General features: G+C 31.4%; 17 protein-coding genes and 1 other annotated feature. All 17 genes read left to right on the top strand.

Annotated elements, in window-relative coordinates:
* Positions 1–7: 7 nt before the first annotated feature.
* The 17 genes from queA (at position 8) to HLB29_RS04805 (ending at position 20,255) form a co-directional block, all read left to right on the top strand.
* Positions 8–1,033 carry a tRNA preQ1(34) S-adenosylmethionine ribosyltransferase-isomerase QueA gene (queA, locus tag HLB29_RS04885; protein ID WP_185624027.1) on the top strand — a complete coding sequence of 342 codons (1,026 nt, stop codon included), beginning with the start codon at positions 8–10 and terminating at the stop codon, positions 1,031–1,033.
* 12 nt (positions 1,034–1,045) lie between these two features.
* Positions 1,046–2,164 carry a tRNA guanosine(34) transglycosylase Tgt gene (tgt, locus tag HLB29_RS04880; RefSeq protein WP_185624026.1) on the top strand — a complete coding sequence of 373 codons (1,119 nt, stop codon included), beginning with the start codon at positions 1,046–1,048 and terminating at the stop codon, positions 2,162–2,164.
* Between the two features lie 154 nt (positions 2,165–2,318).
* On the top strand, positions 2,319–2,639 hold the full coding sequence (yajC, locus tag HLB29_RS04875) for a preprotein translocase subunit YajC (protein ID WP_185624025.1): 321 nt from the start codon (positions 2,319–2,321) through the stop codon (positions 2,637–2,639).
* Positions 2,640–2,772: 133 nt separating this feature from the next.
* The gene (scfA, locus tag HLB29_RS04870; RefSeq protein ID WP_007789995.1) at positions 2,773–2,916 is read left to right on the top strand and encodes a six-cysteine ranthipeptide SCIFF; all 144 of its coding nucleotides are present in this window, start codon (positions 2,773–2,775) and stop codon (positions 2,914–2,916) included.
* 118 nt (positions 2,917–3,034) lie between these two features.
* Positions 3,035–3,994 carry a cell wall-binding repeat-containing protein gene (locus HLB29_RS04865; protein ID WP_185624024.1) on the top strand — a complete coding sequence of 320 codons (960 nt, stop codon included), beginning with the start codon at positions 3,035–3,037 and terminating at the stop codon, positions 3,992–3,994.
* 19 nt (positions 3,995–4,013) lie between these two features.
* A complete protein-coding gene (locus HLB29_RS04860) occupies positions 4,014–6,161 on the top strand; it encodes an LTA synthase family protein (RefSeq protein WP_243155085.1) in 2,148 nt (715 codons plus the stop codon).
* A gap of 36 nt (positions 6,162–6,197) precedes the next feature.
* Complete coding sequence (locus HLB29_RS04855; protein WP_185624023.1) at positions 6,198–7,571, top strand: TrkH family potassium uptake protein; 1,374 nt, start codon at positions 6,198–6,200, stop codon at positions 7,569–7,571.
* Positions 7,572–7,600: 29 nt separating this feature from the next.
* The gene (locus HLB29_RS04850; protein WP_185624022.1) at positions 7,601–8,269 is read left to right on the top strand and encodes a potassium channel family protein; all 669 of its coding nucleotides are present in this window, start codon (positions 7,601–7,603) and stop codon (positions 8,267–8,269) included.
* 131 nt (positions 8,270–8,400) lie between these two features.
* On the top strand, positions 8,401–9,171 hold the full coding sequence (locus HLB29_RS04845; protein ID WP_185624021.1) for a TrmH family RNA methyltransferase: 771 nt from the start codon (positions 8,401–8,403) through the stop codon (positions 9,169–9,171).
* Positions 9,172–9,292: 121 nt separating this feature from the next.
* Positions 9,293–9,516 (top strand) — a binding site (T-box leader).
* A 45-nt stretch (positions 9,517–9,561) separates the two neighbouring features.
* Entirely contained in the window at positions 9,562–10,593 is a 1,032-nt protein-coding gene (gene pheS / locus HLB29_RS04840) for a phenylalanine--tRNA ligase subunit alpha (RefSeq protein ID WP_185624020.1), read from the top strand.
* Positions 10,594–10,605: 12 nt separating this feature from the next.
* Positions 10,606–13,002, top strand: coding sequence for a phenylalanine--tRNA ligase subunit beta (pheT, locus tag HLB29_RS04835; protein ID WP_185624019.1), 2,397 nt, complete (start codon positions 10,606–10,608; stop codon positions 13,000–13,002).
* A gap of 165 nt (positions 13,003–13,167) precedes the next feature.
* Complete coding sequence (locus HLB29_RS04830; RefSeq protein ID WP_185624018.1) at positions 13,168–13,746, top strand: cell division protein ZapA; 579 nt, start codon at positions 13,168–13,170, stop codon at positions 13,744–13,746.
* Positions 13,747–13,933: 187 nt separating this feature from the next.
* A complete protein-coding gene (locus HLB29_RS04825; RefSeq protein ID WP_185624017.1) occupies positions 13,934–16,591 on the top strand; it encodes a U32 family peptidase in 2,658 nt (885 codons plus the stop codon).
* A 115-nt stretch (positions 16,592–16,706) separates the two neighbouring features.
* The gene (locus HLB29_RS04820) at positions 16,707–18,254 is read left to right on the top strand and encodes an NAD(P)H-hydrate dehydratase (protein ID WP_185624016.1); all 1,548 of its coding nucleotides are present in this window, start codon (positions 16,707–16,709) and stop codon (positions 18,252–18,254) included.
* A gap of 12 nt (positions 18,255–18,266) precedes the next feature.
* A complete protein-coding gene (locus tag HLB29_RS04815) occupies positions 18,267–18,722 on the top strand; it encodes an NfeD family protein (RefSeq protein ID WP_185624015.1) in 456 nt (151 codons plus the stop codon).
* Positions 18,723–18,742: 20 nt separating this feature from the next.
* On the top strand, positions 18,743–19,741 hold the full coding sequence (locus tag HLB29_RS04810) for an SPFH domain-containing protein (RefSeq protein ID WP_185624014.1): 999 nt from the start codon (positions 18,743–18,745) through the stop codon (positions 19,739–19,741).
* A 136-nt stretch (positions 19,742–19,877) separates the two neighbouring features.
* The gene (locus HLB29_RS04805; RefSeq protein ID WP_185624013.1) at positions 19,878–20,255 is read left to right on the top strand and encodes a DUF6483 family protein; all 378 of its coding nucleotides are present in this window, start codon (positions 19,878–19,880) and stop codon (positions 20,253–20,255) included.
* Positions 20,256–20,332 lie beyond the last annotated feature (77 nt).

Below are 20,332 nucleotides of genomic sequence, written 5' to 3'. Positions count from 1 at the left end.
AGGGATAATGAAGACTAGCGACTTTAATTATTATTTACCGGAAGAATTGATAGCTCAGGTGCCTATTGTCGATAGAGATAATTCAAAACTGATGGTAATAGATAAAAAAAGCGGAGAAATAGAACATAAAATATTTAAAAATATAATAGATTATTTGGATAAAGGAGATTGTCTGGTCTTGAATGATACCAGGGTAATTCCTGCCAGATTGATTGGTGAAAAAATCGATTCTGGAGGAAAAATAGAATTTTTATTGCTTAAAAGAAATGAAGATGATACCTGGGAAACCTTGGTAAAACCCGGAAAAAGAGCTAAAATAGGTACTCAATTTTCATTTGGTCAAGAAAAGTTGTTGGCAGAAGTAAAAGATATTTTGGAAGATGGTTCTAGAATTGTAAAATTTAAATATAATGGAATATTTGAAGAAATATTAGATGAGTTAGGTAATATGCCTCTTCCTCCATATATAACGGAAAAGTTGGAAGATAAGGATAGATATCAAACCGTCTATTCGAAACATAATGGTTCTGCTGCAGCACCGACAGCCGGACTTCACTTTACGGATGAATTATTGAATGATATAAAGAAAAAGGGAATAGAAATTGCTTTTGTAACCTTACATGTAGGTCTTGGTACTTTCAGACCTGTGAAAGTAGACGATATTGAAAATCATAAGATGCATTCGGAATATTATACGGTGACTAAAGAAGCTGCTGATAAGATTAACTATGCAAAGGAAAACGGTAAAAAAGTAATTTGTGTGGGTACAACCAGTTGTAGAACTATAGAATCAGCATCTGATGAAAATGGAAAATTAGTGGAAAAAAAAGGATGGACAGATATATTCATATATCCCGGATATAAATTTAAAATAGTGGACAATTTAATAACTAATTTTCATCTTCCGGAATCAACGTTGATAATGTTGGTAAGTGCTTTATCTGATAAAGAAAAAATTTTACATGCTTACGAAGAGGCTGTTAAAAATAGATATAGATTTTTCAGTTTTGGGGATGCAATGTATTTAAAATAGAAAGGAATATATATGTACGCAGTAAGATACGAACTAATAAAAACCTGTAAACAAACAGGTGCCAGGTTGGGAAGACTTCATACTCCTCATGGTACTATTGAGACTCCAATATTTATGCCGGTGGGTACGCAAGCTACCGTCAAGTCGATGACACCTGAAGAGTTAAATGAAATTGGAGCACAAATAATACTTAGCAATACATATCATCTCTATTTAAGACCTGGACACGAGTTGATTAAAAAAGCAGGAGGTCTGCATAACTTTATGAAATGGGATAAACCTATTCTCACAGATAGTGGTGGATTTCAAGTTTTCAGTTTAGGACCGCTTAGAAAAATTACTGAGGAAGGGGTAGAATTTAGATCTCATATAGATGGTTCAAAACATATGTTGACACCTGAAAAAGCAATGGAAATTCAGATGGCTTTGGGTTCTGATATAATGATGGCTTTTGACGAATGTGCACCATATCCTGCAGATAGAGAATATGTAAAAAAATCATTGGAGAGGACAACGAGATGGCTTCAGAGATGCAAAGATGCTCATACAAATTCCGAAAATCAGGCTCTATTTGGAATAGTACAAGGTGGAATGTATAGGGATCTTAGAGAGCAATCAGCTAAAGAAATAACTGCTATAGACCTGCCTGGCTATGCAATAGGCGGATTGAGTGTGGGAGAGCCTAAAGAGTTGATGTATGAAGTTTTGGATTATACAGTTCCTTTATTGCCTGAGAATAAACCTAGATATTTAATGGGAGTCGGAACTCCTGATGTTTTACTTGAAGGTGTACTTAGAGGAGTGGATATGTTTGACTGTGTTCTTCCTACTAGAATTGCGAGAAATGGGACAGCTTTGACAAGTCAGGGAAAAGTAGTAGTAAGAAATGCGAATTATGCTGAAGATTTTACTACTCTTGATCTGGAATGTGATTGCTATACATGTAGAAATTATACAAAAGCATACATTAGGCATTTAATAAAAACAAACGAAATATTAGGTGCAAGATTACTTACGATACACAATTTGCATTTTTTGCTTAAATTAATGGAAAATGTAAGAGAGGCGATTAAACAAGACAGGCTATTGGACTTCAAAAATGAATTCTATAAAAAATATTATGGAGAGTAACTAGCGATTGGTTTTCAAATGAATATGATTAATTATATAAAGAGATTTTTTGTATTAAAAAGAGTTATTTTTAAATTTTATGGAAAATAGATATAGTATAGTATATAATAGTATTTATGGAATATGTTTAAGCAATTTTTTGGGGAGGTAACTTATGCAAACTAAACAGATGATGATGACCGCTGGTCTATGGATATTAATATTTGTCGTTTTTTATTTTATATTGATAAGACCACAAAAAAAGAAAGAACAGAAATTAAAGGAAATGAGGGATTCTATTAATAGAGGCGATACAGTTATTACAATAGGTGGAATAATTGCAAAAGTATCTAAGATAGAAGAAGAAAAAGTAATACTTGAATTGGGTCCAAACAGAACTAAGGTACCATTTGAAAAATGGGCTATTGGAAGGGTTATAGAAAAAGCTGACAGTCCAGAAGAAATTGTTGAAGTAGAGGAAAAAATAGAAGAATAGTTTTTAAGATATTTTGATTACAAAAAATATTTATATTAAAAAAACAGATTATATTGTCAATGTGTACGACTGTATACAAAAACAAGAAACTATGTTATAATTGACACAAATATATTTTTATGGGAGGATTATCATGGAAAAGAAGCATGTAAAAACTCTTTCAAAGGCCACTTTAAAGGAAAGTGCAGCAAAAGGTGGATGTGGCGAATGTCAAACATCTTGTCAATCTGCTTGCAAGACTTCTTGTACAGTTGCTAATCAAGAGTGCGAGAGATAGTATTCTTTTAAAAACAGCCAGTTTGGCTGTTTTTATTTTTAAGGAAGAATTAAAAATACAAATATATAATTGAACATAGCCATACCAATATAGCTTATGTTTAGGTAAGGAGGAAGTTATGAAGTTAAGAAAAAAAGTGACTACATTGATGATGACATCACTTATTTTTGCTGGTACATTATCGTATTCTAAGGCTTTAAATGCAAATGACATAATTCAGATAAAAGGAAAAGATAGATATGCAACTGCGAGCAAGATAGCTGGTGAAATGGGTAATTATGAAACAGTAATACTTGTGAATGCAGATAAAAATCAACTTGCAGATGGTCTTAGTGCCAGTGGCCTTGCCGGTGTATTAAGAGCACCTATTTTGCTGGTAAATAGAGATAGAATTCCTAATGAAACTCAGTTAAGAATAGAGATTGCTAAAAATATTTATATTATAGGTTCAGAAAGCTCTATCAGTAAAAATATTGAAAATTCTCTGAAAAACTCACAAATGGGTGGATTTAATGTAAAAAGAATAGGTGGAAAAAATAGATTTGAAACAAGTAATAATGTAGCAAAAGAGATATTGAATATAAAAGGGAATATAGGAAAGGTGTTTGTAGCTAATGGATATAAAGGTGAAGCAGATGCGATGAGTATTTCTGCTGTAGCAGCAAGAGATGGAGAACCGATACTGCTTACAAATGGAAATAAGTTAGATAATGCTACCAGTTCTATAATCGAACAGCCCAGGAATATATATGCAATAGGAGGAAGTAGTTCCATATCTCCTGGATTAGTGAGCCATATGGGAGCTAAAAGAATAAGCGGTAGTAATAGATTCTCTACAAATAATGCTGTAATAAATGAATTTTATAAGGTAAAACCGAATTCATTTTATCTTAGTGACGGATATAAGTTGGTCGATGCATTGACAGGAGGTCCTTTAGCAAGTAAAGAACTTAGCCCTATTGTACTGGTTAATGCAACAAGTAATAAATCGGTATTAAGTGGAGCGAAAAGGATAGTTTCACTAGGTGGAATTAGTAACGATGTATTAAATAGTGTAGCAAATGCTACAAATAGATAATGGTATCAAGTAGTTTAAAATGGATAATAAAAGAAGAAATAAAACAGATAAATTACATTTTAGAGATCGACAAGTAAATAATAAAATGCAAAAAAAAAATACAAGAGAAAAAGGCATGCAAAATATTTGGAAATCTCGACACAACCTGGCTTTCCAGAAAAAGCAGGAGAAAAAAACTCGAAAAATGATAAGGAAAAAAGAAAGAGAAAATCTAGAGCTTATAACTTTATTAATATTCTCAATCTTTATTTTAGTTGTAATTGAAAGTATTTCTAGAAAAAGTTTTGTTGAAACTTTTAAGTTTATCGTCGATAAACCGGTAAATTTCATTATGAATTATTTTTTGATTGTATTGATATTTTCCGTAACAATATTTATTAAAAGAAAGAGATTTGGTTATTTTATAATAAGCTTAATTTTGCTGTTGCTAGCTGCTATAAGTGCTGTATTGGTCACTGTGAGAGGTATGCCCATATCGCCATATGACATACAGAGCTATAAAGAGGCGATAAGTATTGCGAGTATTTATATTAGTTTCAGGTTTGAAATATTGCTCATTATACTGTTATTGTCTTTGATACTCATTTCAACATATATATTTATAAAAGACAAGAAAAGTATATGGTTTACAGGAACTAGAAATCCCATATTTGTATTAGCATTATTGTCTATTTATTTGGTTCTAATTCCACAGTTAAAATCTGCCAGGATAGTGCAAAAGATATCTTGGAATGTTGAACTTTCATATAAAACAAATGGATTTGTATATTCGTTTATTGAGGAAACAAAATCTTCTATAAGACATAAACCGGATGGGTATAGTCAGGAAAATATCATTGCGATTAGAAATCAACTTGATAAAAAGTATAAAAAAGATTCTAATAAAGTAGCAAATGGAGTAAAGCCGAATATAATTATGGTGCAACTGGAAGCTTTTATGGATCCCACTAAATTAAGCGGAGTGAATTTTAATGAAGATCCGATGCCTAACATGAGAAGATTGATGAAAAACTATACTTCCGGATATATGAATGTTCCCGTTACCGGCGGTGGTACTGCAAGGACAGAGTATGAAGTATTAAGTGGTAGTAATTTTGATTATTTAAGTAAGGGAGAAATTCCGTACCATACTTTTTTATCTGATAAAGCATCCTTAGGAATACCATATTATATGGAATTAAGAGGATATAAAACAGTAGCAATACATAATTTCTATAAGAGTTTTTATAATAGAGATAAAGGTTTAAAGAATATAGGATTTGAAAAATTTATACCGTTGGAAGTAATGACATATGTGGATTATACTCCGATGGGATGGCCTAAGGATGAAGTACTTACAAGATATATTACTCAAGAAATTGATTCTGATAATCAAAAACCAAGTTTTATATTTACTGTATCTGCACAAGGGCATAGTAGATATCCTATGGGAAAGCTCAATATTAAGTATCCGATAGAAGTTGTAAAGTCTGATTTGCCAAAACCTGATCAAAACCAGATACAGTATTATGCAAATCAAGTCAAAGAGATGGATAAGTTTGTAGGAAAACTGGTAGAAGAAATAAATAAAATTAAACAACCTACAGTGCTGGTATTTTATGGTGATCACTTACCGGCTTTAAATGTTATTACAGAGAACAGGATGAAGATAGACAAATTTTCTTCTTTGGTACTTTTGATAAATAATTTTGGAGTTGAGAAGACTACCTTACCTAAAGATTTTCAGAGTTATCAATTAAGTACTCTTGCATTGGATATTGCCGGTCAAGGTTGTTCACCTATGACTATGGTACACAAATATTTGAAAAATGATAAGGAGTATCAGAAAAAACTTGAATTAGTTCAGTATGACATTTTATTTGGGAAAAAATACTATCTAAAGGAAAATGAAATTCCTAAGCCTGTTGATATGAAAATAGGTAATGGAGATATGAAACTGATAAATGTAGAAAACGTAAATGGCGAGTTTTATATTACGGGAAAAAATTTAAATAGGCAAACGGCGGTATTCGTTGATGGAAAAAAAGTTGATTCAGATTATAAGAATGATGAAAAAATAAAGCTATATGATAGTTTCTATAGTGGGAAAAAAGAAATATCGCTTAAACTTCTCGATAAAAATGGAGAAGTAATTCAAGAATCAGAAAAAATAAAATATGAGTTTTAATCAAGGAACCCATAGGGGTTCCTTTTTGGAGGGATGATGGATAGTAGAAAAAAAATACGTAAGTCAATATTATATAAGTTTACTCCAGGACAAATAATGGTAATAGGATTTAGTTCAGTGATTTTAATGGGCACTTTATTATTGATGATGCCATTTTCGTCTAATTCAGGGGAAGTTACAAATTTTCTGGATTCTTTGTTTACGGCTACTTCGGCTGTTTGTGTGACGGGATTGGTTGTGGTAGATACAAGTATTTACTGGAGCACAATAGGAAAGGCGATTATAGCCATCCTAATACAGGTTGGTGGACTGGGATTCATGTCTATTACAGCATGGATAGCATTGATTTTAGGAAGAAAAATAAACTTGAGAGAAAGAGTTTTGATAAAAGAAGCAATGAATCAAAATCAAATTTCAGGTTCTGTAAAATTGGTAAAAAATGTACTATGGATGACTTTTACTATAGAAATGATTGGTGCGATTTTATTGTCTACTGTATTTATACCTAGATTTGGAGTTATTAATGGAATTGGATATAGTCTATTTCATTCTATTTCTGCATTTTGCAATGCCGGATTTGATTTAATGGGATCACATTATGGCGAATTTTCATCTATGGCAGCATTTTATAATAATCCGATAATCGTATTTACACTATCAACATTGGTAATATTAGGAGGTATAGGTTATCCGGTAATGATAAATGTAATAACCGCGAGAAAATTCAGGAAGATTAGTCTTAACTCCAAGTTGGTAATAATTACAACGGCAATATTGTTGATATTGGGAACATTGGTAATTTTTTGGGGAGAATATAATAATACAGAAAGTTTGGCGAATATGAATAATTGGGATAAATTTATGGTATCGTTTTTTCAGTCTATGACAACTAGAACTGCAGGATTTGGTACGATAGATTTTAACTTGTTTAGATCAAATACATTATTTATATTAATAGTACTTATGTTTATAGGTGCTTCTCCGGCTTCTACCGGTGGTGGTATAAAGACAACAACTGTGGCTGTAATATTTATGGCTGTGAGAGCACTTATAAAAAATGAAGATGAAATATCAGTTTTCAGAAAAAAGCTTGATATAAATATATTTAGAAAAGCATTAGGAGTTTTTACTATAGGTCTATTTGTATTCATAGTAGGAACATACCTAATAACAATCACTCAGGGAGAAAAGTTTGGATTGATGCAAAGTGCATTTGAAGTATCTTCTGCATATTCTACTGTTGGTCTTTCCATGGCAGGTTCATATAATTTGAATTCAGTAGGTAGAGTTATTATCTCTTTATTGATGTTTGCCGGGAGAGTAGGTTCATTAACAGTATTTACAATCTTTATAGGTGATGTTAAGACAAATAAGATAAAATATCCTGAGGAAAAGGTGTTAATTGGCTAAAAATTTAGTGTTGTATTATGGAGGATATAATGAAACAATATATAATAATAGGGGCTGGAAGGTTTGGAACATCGCTTGCGATGTCATTAGCAGAACTAGGTCAAGAAGTAATGGTGATAGATAATAATGAAGAGGTTATACAGGCTTTATCGGAAAGTCTTGATAATGTTGCAATAGTGGATGCGGCAGATGAGATATCCATGAGAAGCATAGGTTTGGGGAATTTCGATGTGGCAATAGTTGCGATAGGAACAAATCTTAGAGCTTCTATAATGGCAACACTTCTTGCAAAAGAATTTGGTGTACCATTTGTAATAAGCAAAGCAACCGATAATCTTCAAGCTGAGGTACTGAGAAAAATTGGTGCGGACAGAGTGGTTTTTCCAGAACATGATATGGGAGTAAAACTGGCAAAGGGAATATCTTTTAATAATATAGTCGATTACATGGAATTAGATAAAAACCATTCGATATACGAGGTAACGGTTCCAAAATCATGGATTGGAAAAAACCTTATAGACTTAAGCGTGAGAGGTAAATATTCGATAAATGTTGTTGGAGTGAAGGGAAAGGATGAGTTTGAAGTACCGGCCAATCCAAAAAGAATATTTGAAGAGGGTGATATAATAGTAGTAGCCGGTAAAAATAAAATTTTAGAGGAAATTGCATTATTAAAGATAGAGGAAAGCAGGTTTTAGTTATATAGTTATATAAGATGGTTTTGGGAATATAGCCGTAAATTTGGAAATATAACCATGAGATAGAAGTTATATAAAGAGCAAATGAAAAATATTGAAAAAGTTTATTTATATTTATAAAAGGAAAGCATATGTTGACGATAAAAAGTAGGGATAATGAGCGATTTAAACTGGCAAGATTATTGTTAAAATCCAAGTATAGAAATAAAGAGAAAAAATATATAGCCGAGGGATTAAGAACGATAGAGCTGGCTTTGGAATACGGTGCTAAGATTGAGTATGTATTTATTGATAGACAGTTTTCAAAAAATAGTCAAATAATAGAAAGACTTGAAAAAAATACAAAGGTATTTGTACTAGATGATGTTCTATTTAAGCAAATTACAACAACGGAGAATTCGCAAGGTATTATTGCCATTATAGAAAAAAATGAAATAAGAATAGATGATTTTAATTCTGAGAAACATAAAAGGATAGTTGTTCTAGACAGAATACAGGATCCCGGAAATTTAGGAACGATAATTAGAACAGCAGATGCTCTTGGTTATAATCTAATAGTGCTTACAAAGGGGTGCGTAGATTTATACAATCCTAAGGTAGTAAGATCTGCAATGGGATCTATGTTTTATATGGATATAGCTTGTTGTGAGCAGGAAAAAGCATTGGAAATTTTAAGGAACAATAATATTCAAATTATTTCGAGTTATCTAGAAACTAAAAATAATTTTGAGGATATGAAATATTCTTCAAAAACAGCAATAGTGGTTGGAAATGAGGCAAATGGTATTAACGAGTATTGGATAGAAAATTCAGATCTGTTGGTAAAGATACCTATGTTTGGAAAGGCGGAATCACTAAATGTTGCGATTTCGACAGCTTTATTGATGAATAAGATAAAATAGTAAAAGACTGTAAAAAGAGTTTCGAGAACTAAAAAATATCTATAATTGATGGATTTTTTAATGTAAGACTGTTGAAATTTAATTATTTTTTTGATACAATACTATCAATTAGTGAAAATATTAAAATGCGTTGAAGGAGAAAAGTATTCTAATAAATATAATTTAGAGAGTAGTTGGCAGGTGAAAAACTATTTATATTATTTGAAGAAGTTCACTCTGGAGCAGCTTCATTGAAATAACAGTAGGTGAAGACGTAATGTGCGTTAAACTTTTGAGGTGGTTTATGGTAGATTTATCATAGGCTATTAGGGTGGTACCGCGATTTCAAGACCTTTCGTCCCTATGGATGTGAGGTCTTTTTTTATTACTAAAAACGAAAGGATGAGTATAATGCAAGAGAGATTAAAAAGCCTAAAAAAAATTGCAGAAGAACGAATTGCTTCTGCTCAAACAATGGAAGAAGTGGAAAATCTGAGAGTAGAATTTCTGGGTAAAAAGGGAGATTTGACTAAGATTTTAAAAGAAATGGGAAAACTTTCATCGGAAGAAAGACCTATAATTGGTAAACTAGGGAATGAGGTAAGAGAATTAATTACGAATTCTGTAAATGAGAAAAAGGAAGCCATAAAGGTATCGATTATGGACAAGAAATTACAGTTGGAAAAAATAGATATAACTATGCCTGGAAAACCGTATAAAGTTGGAAAAAAACATATTATCAGTAAGATGATAGATGAGGTGACAGAAATATTTATGGGAATGGGATTTTCTATTGCTGAAGGGCCGGAAATAGAAACAGTTAGAAATAATTTTGATGCATTAAATGCGCCGAAAGATCATCCTTCAAGAGATATGAGTGATACCTTCTATATAACGGAAGATATATTGCTTAGAACCCAAACATCTCCTGTTCAGATTAGAACAATGGAAGAGGCTGTTAAAAATAATGATTTACCACTTAAGATCATAGTACCGGGAAGATGTTTCAGAAGTGACAGTCCGGATGCTACTCATTCACCTATGTTTCATCAGGTGGAAGTATTGGTAGTTGGCAAAGATATTACATTTACAGAATTTAAGGGAACTATGGAAACTTTTGTTCAGAAGCTATTTGGACCGGAAACCAAGACTAAGTTCAGACCTCATAATTTTCCATTTACTGAACCAAGTGCAGAAATAGATGTTTCCTGTTTTAAATGTGGTGGAGATGGTTGCCCTGTATGTAAGGGAGAAGGATGGATAGAAATACTTGGTGCAGGTATGGTTCATCCAAATGTATTGAGAAACTGTGGAATTGATCCTGATGTATATAGTGGATTTGCTGCCGGAATGGGTGTAGAAAGATTAGGAATGTTGAAATATGGAATAGATGATATAAGGCTTATGTTTGAGAATGACGTAAGGTTTTTAGATCAATTCTAAGGAGGGTAAAAAATGTTAGTTTCATTAAAATGGTTGAGAGAATATGTAGATATAAATGATGATGCGAAAATTTTCGGTGACAAGATGACTATGACCGGAACAAAGACTGAAACAGTGGAATACCTGGGAGAGGATATATCAAATGTAGTAGTCGCAAAAATTTTGAAAATAGAAAAACATCCGGATGCAGATAAACTTGTGGTAACTCAAGTGGATATTGGCAAGGAAGAACCTGTTCAGATAGTGACGGGTGCAAAAAATGTAAATGAGGGAGACTATGTGCCGGTAGCTCTTGATGGAGCAAAATTGCCCGGTGGAATAGAAATAAGAAATGGAGTTCTTAGAGGAGTTCCTTCAAATGGTATGATGTGTTCTTGTAAAGAGCTTGGAATAGATGAAAAATACGTAGAAGAATACAAAAAAAATGGGATATACATATTAGATATGGAAGAAAAATATATTCCGGGTCAATGTATAAAGGATGTGTTAGGACTTAATGATGCTATTATTGAGTTTGAGCTCACTTCTAATAGGCCTGATTGTAGATGTATGATAGGTATAGCAAGAGAAGCGGCTGTTACGACTGGTAATAAAGTTAAGTATCCGAATATAAAAGTAAAAGAAGAATCCGATAAAAATATAGACGTAAATGTTGGGATTGAAAATAACGAACTTTGTAAAAGGTATATGGCAAGAAGAGTAACTGATGTAGTAATAGAACCATCACCTTACTGGATGCAAAGGCGATTAATTGAAGCTGGTATAAGGCCTATAAATAATATTGTAGATATTACAAATTATGTAATGCTCGAAATGGGGCAACCAATGCATGCTTTTGATATGAGAGAGATAGGAAATGATAAAATAGTGGTAAAAAATGCTACAGAAGGAGAAACTTTTATTACACTTGACGGACAGGAAAGAAAACTTACATCTGAAATGTTGATGATAACAAACGGTGAAAAAAATCTCGGATTAGCTGGAATAATGGGTGGTGAAGAATCTGGAGTAAAGGATGACACTACTGAAATTATGTTTGAATCAGCCACTTTCAATGCTGAAAATATAAGAAAAACATCAAAAATACTTGGACTTAGAACTGAATCCTCATCAAGATTTGAGAAGGGAATAGCAGAAAAAACCGCGGAAATAGCACTTGAAAGAGCTGCACAATTGGTTGAACAATTAAAAGCGGGTAGAGTGGTAAAAGGAGTAATAGATGAATATCCAGTGAAATTTGAAAAGCAGACAATTACTGTTAGCCCTAGAAGAATAAATGCCAGAATGGGAATAGAACTTTCAATGGATGAATTTTGCAAGATACTCGAGGCTTTAGAATTTGTTTGTCATTTAAAATCTGAAGATGAGTTATTATTGGAAATACCTTATTTTAGATTAGACATAGCACAGGAAGCCGATATACTTGAAGAGATAGCTAGAATATATGGATTTGAAAATATACCATCAGTTCAATTGCAAGGTAATACCACTGCAGGGGTAAGAACTGAAAAGCAAAAATATCTGGACAAAATAAAGGATACTGCTATATCTTGCGGTCTATATGAAATATTAACATACTCATTTGTAAGTCCAAAGGGGTTGGATAAGATAAGAGTACCACAAGATTCGAAACTAAGAGATGTAGTGAAACTAATAAACCCATTGGGGGAAGATACTTCTATAATGAGATCTACAATGATACCAAATATGTTGGATGTGCTGTATACTAATGTATCTAGAAATATCGAAGAAACTGGAATATTTGAATGTGGACATGTATTTACGCCGGAAGATATGGCCGGAGTAGAAGAAACAAGGCTTTGTCTAGGTATGTATGGAAAGGATGTAGATTTTTTTACATTAAAAGGTATAGTAGAAAAGATTTTTGAAAGAAGTGGATTAAAAGGACATATTTATAAGTCTGAGACAGAAAATACATCCTTCCATCCGGGAAGATGTGCAAATATAGAGTCAGATGGAAAGTTAGTAGGAGTTATAGGGGAGATTCACCCTCAAGTATTGGAAAATTATGGAATTAACAAGAGAGTATATATATCTGAAATAAATATTGATGAGGTGTTTGAACAATCGGACAATAATATAGTATTCAAATCTCTTCCAAAATATCCTGCAATTACAAGGGATATAGCACTTCTAACAAAAGATGAAATACAAGTAGGCCAGATTGAAGATATAATTAAAGAAAATTCTGGTGGTCTTGTAGAAAGTTGTGAATTATTTGATGTATATAAAGGGGATCAGATTGAATTGGGGTACAAGTCTATAGCATACTCAATTACATATAGGAGTCAGGAAAAAACACTGACTGATAAAGATATTGCAGACAGACATTCCAAAATACTTTTTGAATTGGAAAGACAATTAAATGCAAAATTAAGAGAACAATAAATAGAAATTAGAATATTTGATATTATTCATTTAATTTGATATAATAAAAGATAATTATAAAAGTATTTTGAGGTTGATTATTTAAACTGTAGATATTGGAAGTGTGAAAGTTTTTCTATGGTTTTGGTTGATTATAAAGAATAACTGTAAAATGAGGTGGAATAGATGAATAAAGTAAGTGTAAAGATAGATGGCGTAGAATATCAGATAATGGGCGAGAAGAATGAGGCTGAAATAGTAAAAGTAGGAAAATTTATAGATAATGAATTAAAAAAAATAAGTAAGGCTGCTCCTTCTTTAAGCAAGATAAATGCTGCAATTCTTACATCTGTTAATATTGCAGACAAGTTATTCGATTCAAATGCAGAGATAGAAGATCTTAAAAATAGGATCGATGAAATAGAAGTGAATTATTCTACTAAGTCAGTTGATATTGAAAAGGAATTTGACTCTGTATTGGCTAAATTGGAAGAAGCAGAGAAAAAAGTAGAGACTTTGGGTAAGAAAGTAATTGTACTTGAACATGAGCTTGAACAAAAGGATGAAATCATTAAAAATAGTGTAGAAGGCAAGCCTCAGGTTATTTCCGATGAAGAATCAGCCAGAAAAATAAAATCCTTAGAATTAAAGATTAAGGAGATGGAAAATAAGATAGCGGTAGCAGAAAGCATGGCTACTGAATTTCAGAATAAGGCATATAATATACAGTTAAACTATGAGGCCTTAAAGAAAAATATGGAATAGAGTGAATTATTAAGATATTAAGAGCTACTTTATTAAGTGGCTCTTTTTGGAATATGCTTATATGTAATAAATTTATTGCCAGAAGTATTTTTATATAATTTATTATAGTTTTACAATTTATTGTAGTTTCAAGATAAATCTACAGTAAAAAATATATTATATACTTTGGTTTAATTTTGGAGGTTTGATGAGAGAAGACTTGGAATTGTTGGCTCCAGTAGGAAGTTTTGAAGCTTTGAAAGCGGCTGTTCAAAATGGAGCAAATGCAGTATATTTGGGAGGAAAAGATTTTAGTGCTAGAGCAAGTGCCAATAATTTTGATAGAGAAGAGTTAAAAAAGGCGGTTGAATATGCACATATTAGAGATTGCAGAGTATTTGTAACAGTGAATACACTTATAAAAGAAGATGAAAAATCGGCTTTTATAGAGTATATTACATATTTATATTCAATTTATGTTGATGCAATTATTCTTCAAGATATAGGAATGGCAAATTTAATAAATAAAATATTGCCGGACTTTGAATTACACGCAAGCACACAAATGGCTGCACATTCTTTGGATGATGTAAAATATCTTAAAGAAGTTGGTTTCAAAAGAGTAGTCCTTGCTAGAGAATTAAATATAAAAGAGATAAAAGAAATATGCAATAGATGTGATGTAGATATTGAAATATTTGTTCATGGTGCATTGTGTGTTTCATATTCCGGTCAATGTCTTATGAGTTCCGAGTTGGGAACAAGGTCGGGAAATAGGGGAAGATGTGCACAACCCTGTAGGCAAAAGTACAGATTGTACGATAGTGAAAAAAAGTGTTATATAGATGTCAAAGGTGAGTATTTACTAAGTCCGAAGGATTTGAATACCATAGAAAATATTGGAAGTATAATTGAATCTAATGTGTTGTCATTAAAGATAGAAGGAAGAATGAAGAGACCAGAATATGTTGCTACGGTTGTAGGTGCATATAGAGAGGCTATCGTAAATTATATTGAAAGTGGCGATAAAAAAATAGATGAAGACACTACGGATGAATTATATACTATTTTCAATAGGAAATTTACACATGGATATTTGTTGGGCGAATCGGGAAGCGAAATTATGAACTCTGAAAAACCAAACAATAGAGGCCTCTTAATCGGAAAAGTGATCGATTATAATGAAAAAAAGAAAAAATTAAAAATTAATCTGGAAAAAGATTTGAGAAAAGGTGACGGACTTAGCATAGGTGGAGGAACGGTTGGTAGAATTATAAAGGGCAAGAATATACTTGAAATAGGTAATGCAGGTGATATTGTTGAAATAGATTTTATAGGAAAAGTTAAAAAGGGAACTGATATTTTTAAAACCAGTGATGGAAGATTGTTAGATAGAGTAAGAAAAACATATGAAAATAATAAAGAGTACGTTAAAATTCCTATAAAGGCTAAGTTTTCTGCAAAATTAGATGAAGAAGCCAGTTTGATGATTATTGATAACAATGGAATTGAAGTAAGTGTAAATGGAGTTAAAAAAACAGAAAAAGCATTGAAAACAGCTATTTCCAGTGATAAGGTTAAAAAACAAATTTCCAAATTGGGAGATACACCTTATTTTTTAGATGATTTTGAATGTTATTTAGATGATGAAATTAGTATTCCTATAAGTGACATTAATAATTTAAGACGGCAAGCTATTGAAAAATTGAATCTTCAAAGGATAAAAATTGATAGAAACTGTAATGTCAGAGATATTAATCAAAATCTAAATATTGATAAACTTAATGAAAAAGACAACATAAATTCTAATATAAATACACAGGATTCAAATGATGATTTAGAGTTAGCAAACGGTAATTCAAGCTTAGATTTCAATGATAGTGAATATTTTTTAAATGTATCATGCACTAACTTAGAACAGTTGAAAGAAATTCTGGAATTTGAGAATTCTTATAATCAAGAGTATAAAATAACAAGTAAATATGAAAATAGGAATGAGTATAAAGCTTGCGAAAAAAATAAAGGTGACAAAAAAGTCTGTAACAATATATCAAATATTGGTAAAATATATTACAGGGATGTTAATACTATATCTGAAGCCATTGAAATTGCAGGGAGATATAATAAGAAAATATCGTATTATTATCCTAGAATTATTAGGTATTTTGAAAATAAAATTTATGATAGATTATGTAAATTAAATCAAGAAGAAATTCAAAGTTTAGATTCATTTAGAATGTCAAACTATGGTCAAATATATAGAACAAGTAAGTTATTCCCCAATATTCCTAAAGATATTTCATCATGGATGAATATCATCAATTCGGAGTCGATTAACTACTATATAGATAAAGAATTTAGAAATATTTGTCTATCCCAAGAAACATCTTTAGCACAAGTTTCTAATATCAAAAGCGATTATAGCAATTTGGAGTATTTGGTTTACGGGCAGTCTGAAATGATGCTCAGCGAATATTGCCCAATGGGAGTTTTGATAAAGGATTGTAAGAAAAATAAAAGAGATGCTTTATGTAATAAAAGTATATATTATCTTGAGTCATCTGAAGGAAGAAAATTCAGGCTATCACAAGATGAATTTTGCAGAACGACAATTTATTCAGATGAAGTTTTGAATCTTGTGGAAAATATAGAAAATTTGAAATCTAAAGGAATAAAAAATTTTGAAATATCATTTAAGTTCGAATCTGTTGAGGAAATAAAATTTATTTTAGAGAAATTTAATCTTGCGATTTCTGAAAAAGAAGACTGTAAAAGTTTAAAAATCGATGATTTTATTAATTTTAATAAAAAGTTGGGCAAAGAAATTCAATATAATATGGGGCATTTATTTAAAGAGATAGATTAGTCAAAAAAGTGAATATAGACAAGAATTAATAGTTAGAAGTAGTAAATAAAGTCTTAAAAATTTTTTAAAATATAGACAGTAAAAAAAAGTTGTGTTAAAATTGGAAGTGAAAAAAATGTTAATATGCGATTCAAAAATTACTAGTAATATGGATAAATGTTGTATAGAGTACTATGGTATACCAGAACTTCTATTAATGGAAAGTGCAGCGAGAGTCGCTGTAGAGAGAATTGAAAAAATCAATTTAGATAACAATTGCGGTCATAAAAAAATTGCTATTGTATGTGGAAGCGGAAACAATGGTGGTGATGGTTTTGCGATAGCTAGAATATTGTATAATCACAATTTTGAAGTGGATTTAATTTTAGCAGGTAATCAAAGTAGTATGAGTGAATCGGCAAAAATCAATTTTGATATCACACAAAATATGGGAATTAATACCATGTTTATAGATAGCAGATTTGATTTAGAACAGTATTGTATTGAAAGTATGGAAAATATATTAAAAAGTTCTGATTTAATTATAGACTGTATATTCGGTGCAGGGTTAAATAGAAATGTAGAAGGTATTTATGAAAAAATTATAAAATCCATCAATAATTTTCCTGATATAAGTACCGTATCTATTGATATACCATCGGGATTAAACGGTACTACAGGAAATGTAATGGGCGTTTCAGTAATTGCAGATTATACCATTAGTTTTGAATATTTCAAAAAAGGATTTTTGAGATATGATGCTGAATTATATACGGGTAAGGTATTTACTGAAAAGATAGGAGTGCCTAAAGATGCAAAGTATGATTTGGGACTATATGCCGAGTTTATAGATGAGAATTATGTCAAAAATAAACTCATGTCAAAGAAAGACCATTGTCACAAAGGTGATTTTGGCAAGGTATGTGTGATAGCCGGAAGTAAGGAATTTTCAGGGGCATCATATATAACTACAAGGGCTGCAGTGAGAACCGGAAGCGGACTTACCACTTTAATTGCCGATGAAGATGTTAAGATGGCGGTTTTACCAAAATTTATAGAGGAAATGTTTTGTGATATAGACGATGTTGAAAGAGTCAGGAATTTATTAGAAAAAGCAGATGCAATTGCATTTGGACCGGGTAAGGGAATTAATGATAAATCAAGAGAACAGCTTCAAAATATACTAAAAAATTATTCGGTTCCAAAAGTAATAGATGCCGATGGAATATCTTTATTAAAAGATTTAATATCTGTGCAAGATATTGATTTATCAAATTGTATCATAACACCGCATATTGGTGAATTTTCAAAAATAACAGGTGAAAGTATTGAGTGTATACTGGAGGATAGAGTAAAGGCAGCAGTTTCATTTGCAAAAAAACATAATTTAACTGTTGTTCTTAAGGGGAAAAATACTGTAATATCCAATGGTGAATATACTATGGTAAATACTACCGGAAATAGTGGAATGGCTAATGGTGGTATGGGAGATTTGCTTACCGGCATAATAGCATCTCTGTGCGGGCAAGGCTATCAGCCGTTTGAAGCAGCTTGTATAGGTGTATATATACATGGATTATGTGGTGATGAAATATATAATAAATATAAAACTGTAAATGCTTCTGATTTAATAAAAATGATACCCAAAATAATGAAGATGTTATATAATGGAATTAATAAGTAAGGGAGGTATAGCATGTTTGGATTAAGCATAAAGGTAATATGGGTACTCGTTGCCATAGCTTTTGGAATTGCCGAAGCAGCTACTCTTAGTTTAACTATGATATGGTTCTCTATAGGTGCATTATTTGGTCTTGGAGTTTCGTATCTTACCGACAATATTTTTATTCAAATATTAGTATTTGCAATAGTTTCATTTGTTTTATTATTCTTTGCGACAAAAAAATTAATAAAGATGGATAGAGAAAAGAATAATACGCATTGGGCAAGCATAGATACGAATTCCGATGCATTTATTGGAAAAAAGGGGTTTGTAATTAGAGATATTACACCTGAAAAGCCCGGTTTGGTAAAGGTTAAAGGTGAAGAATGGACTGCTATAGCCGTTGATGATAATCAGATGATTGAAAAAGGTGTAGAAATAGTTGTAAAATCTATTGAAGGTGTTAAATTGGTAGTAGATAAAAAATAAATATTTTAAGGAGGAAGAATATGATAATTAAAAATATCATATTGCTGATAGTAATATTGGCATTATTAATAACTGCTATTAGATGTATTAGAATTGTCAAACAGGCAAAAATGGGAATTGTAATGAGACTTGGTAAGTTTCATAAAGAAGCAAAAACTGGTATTCATTTCTTGGTTCCGTTTATTGACAGTATGTCATATATGATCGACCTTAGAGAAATGGTGGTGGATTTCCCACCTCAACCGGTAATTACAAAAGATAATGTAACTATGCAGATAGATACAGTTGTTTATTATAAGGTAACTGATCCAAAGAGTTATGTTTTTGAAATAGCAAATCCTATATCGGCCATTGAAAATTTAACTGCGACAACTTTAAGAAATATTATAGGTGATTTAGATCTTGACGAAACTCTTACATCAAGAGATTTGATTAATGCCAAAATGAGAACTATACTTGATGAAGCGACTGATATATGGGGAATTAAGGTAAATAGAGTTGAATTAAAGAACATTATGCCACCTAGAGATATTCAGGCCGCAATGGAAAAACAGATGAGAGCTGAAAGAGAAAGAAGAGAAGCTATCTTACAGGCAGAAGGTGAAAAGCAATCTAAAATTCTTATTGCAGAAGGTGAAAAGCAATCTGCTATACTTAATGCAGAAGCAAAAAAAGAAGCTATGATCCGAGAGGCGGAAGGTCAAAAGCAGTCTAAGATTCTTCAGGCGGAAGGTGAAGCAGAAGCAATTAGAAAGACTTTTGAAGCAAAAGCAGATGGTGAAGCTGTTGTAATTAGAGAAACTCAAGAAGCCAATGCCGAAGGTATAAGAATGGTATTTTCAGCGATGAAAGAATCTAATATTGATGACAATATACTTGCATTAAAATCTATGGATGCTCTTGTTAAACTTGGTGAAAGTGATTCTTCAAAACTTGTATTGCCATCAGAAGCAGTTAATTTCTTAGGTACATTCAAAGGCATTAAAGAAGTATTAAAGGATTCAAAAGAAGAAAAATAAGTTATATATAATAATGTAATAAACAATTATCTATGGTGGTAAAAGTTGCCATAATATAAAGGATTTATACTTAAAAGTAAATATTTCAATTAAATATCCTCAGATCTTATCTGGGGATATAATTTTGGGAGGAAATATGGGACTAGTAGATAGAATGAAATACGAAAATAGGGAAAAGGTGTTTAAAGAATTACTAGGTAAAAAATATAGTTCTTTGGAAGATTTCGATATAAGATATGAACCTATGGAAGAGTTTTTGCTGATTGATATTAAAAGACTTGTACTCGAAGGAAATATAAACAGAGCAGAGGATACACTTTTTTCTGCAATTGATAAAAATAAAAGTTTGAACAATATGTTTATTGCCGGAGAGTTTTATACAATGTTGATGGATATGACCGATGATGAGCTAAAAGAGGCGAATTTCAGCAGAAGAGAAGTATTATCCGGACTTCAAGAAATAAAAGAAATCTATAGTGGTTATTTAAAAGAACTTGATAATTTGCCAAAATAATTGTATAATAAATACTTAGTTATTTTATACACAAAAACACACAGGAATACTATATTCGCTGCATGTTATATAATATT

The sequence above is a fragment of the Peptostreptococcus canis genome (genome assembly GCF_014229965.1).
GTDB lineage: Bacteria > Bacillota > Clostridia > Peptostreptococcales > Peptostreptococcaceae > Peptostreptococcus > Peptostreptococcus canis.
Note: the sequence above shows the minus strand (reverse complement) of the source record. Positions and strands in the feature narration are given on the sequence as shown.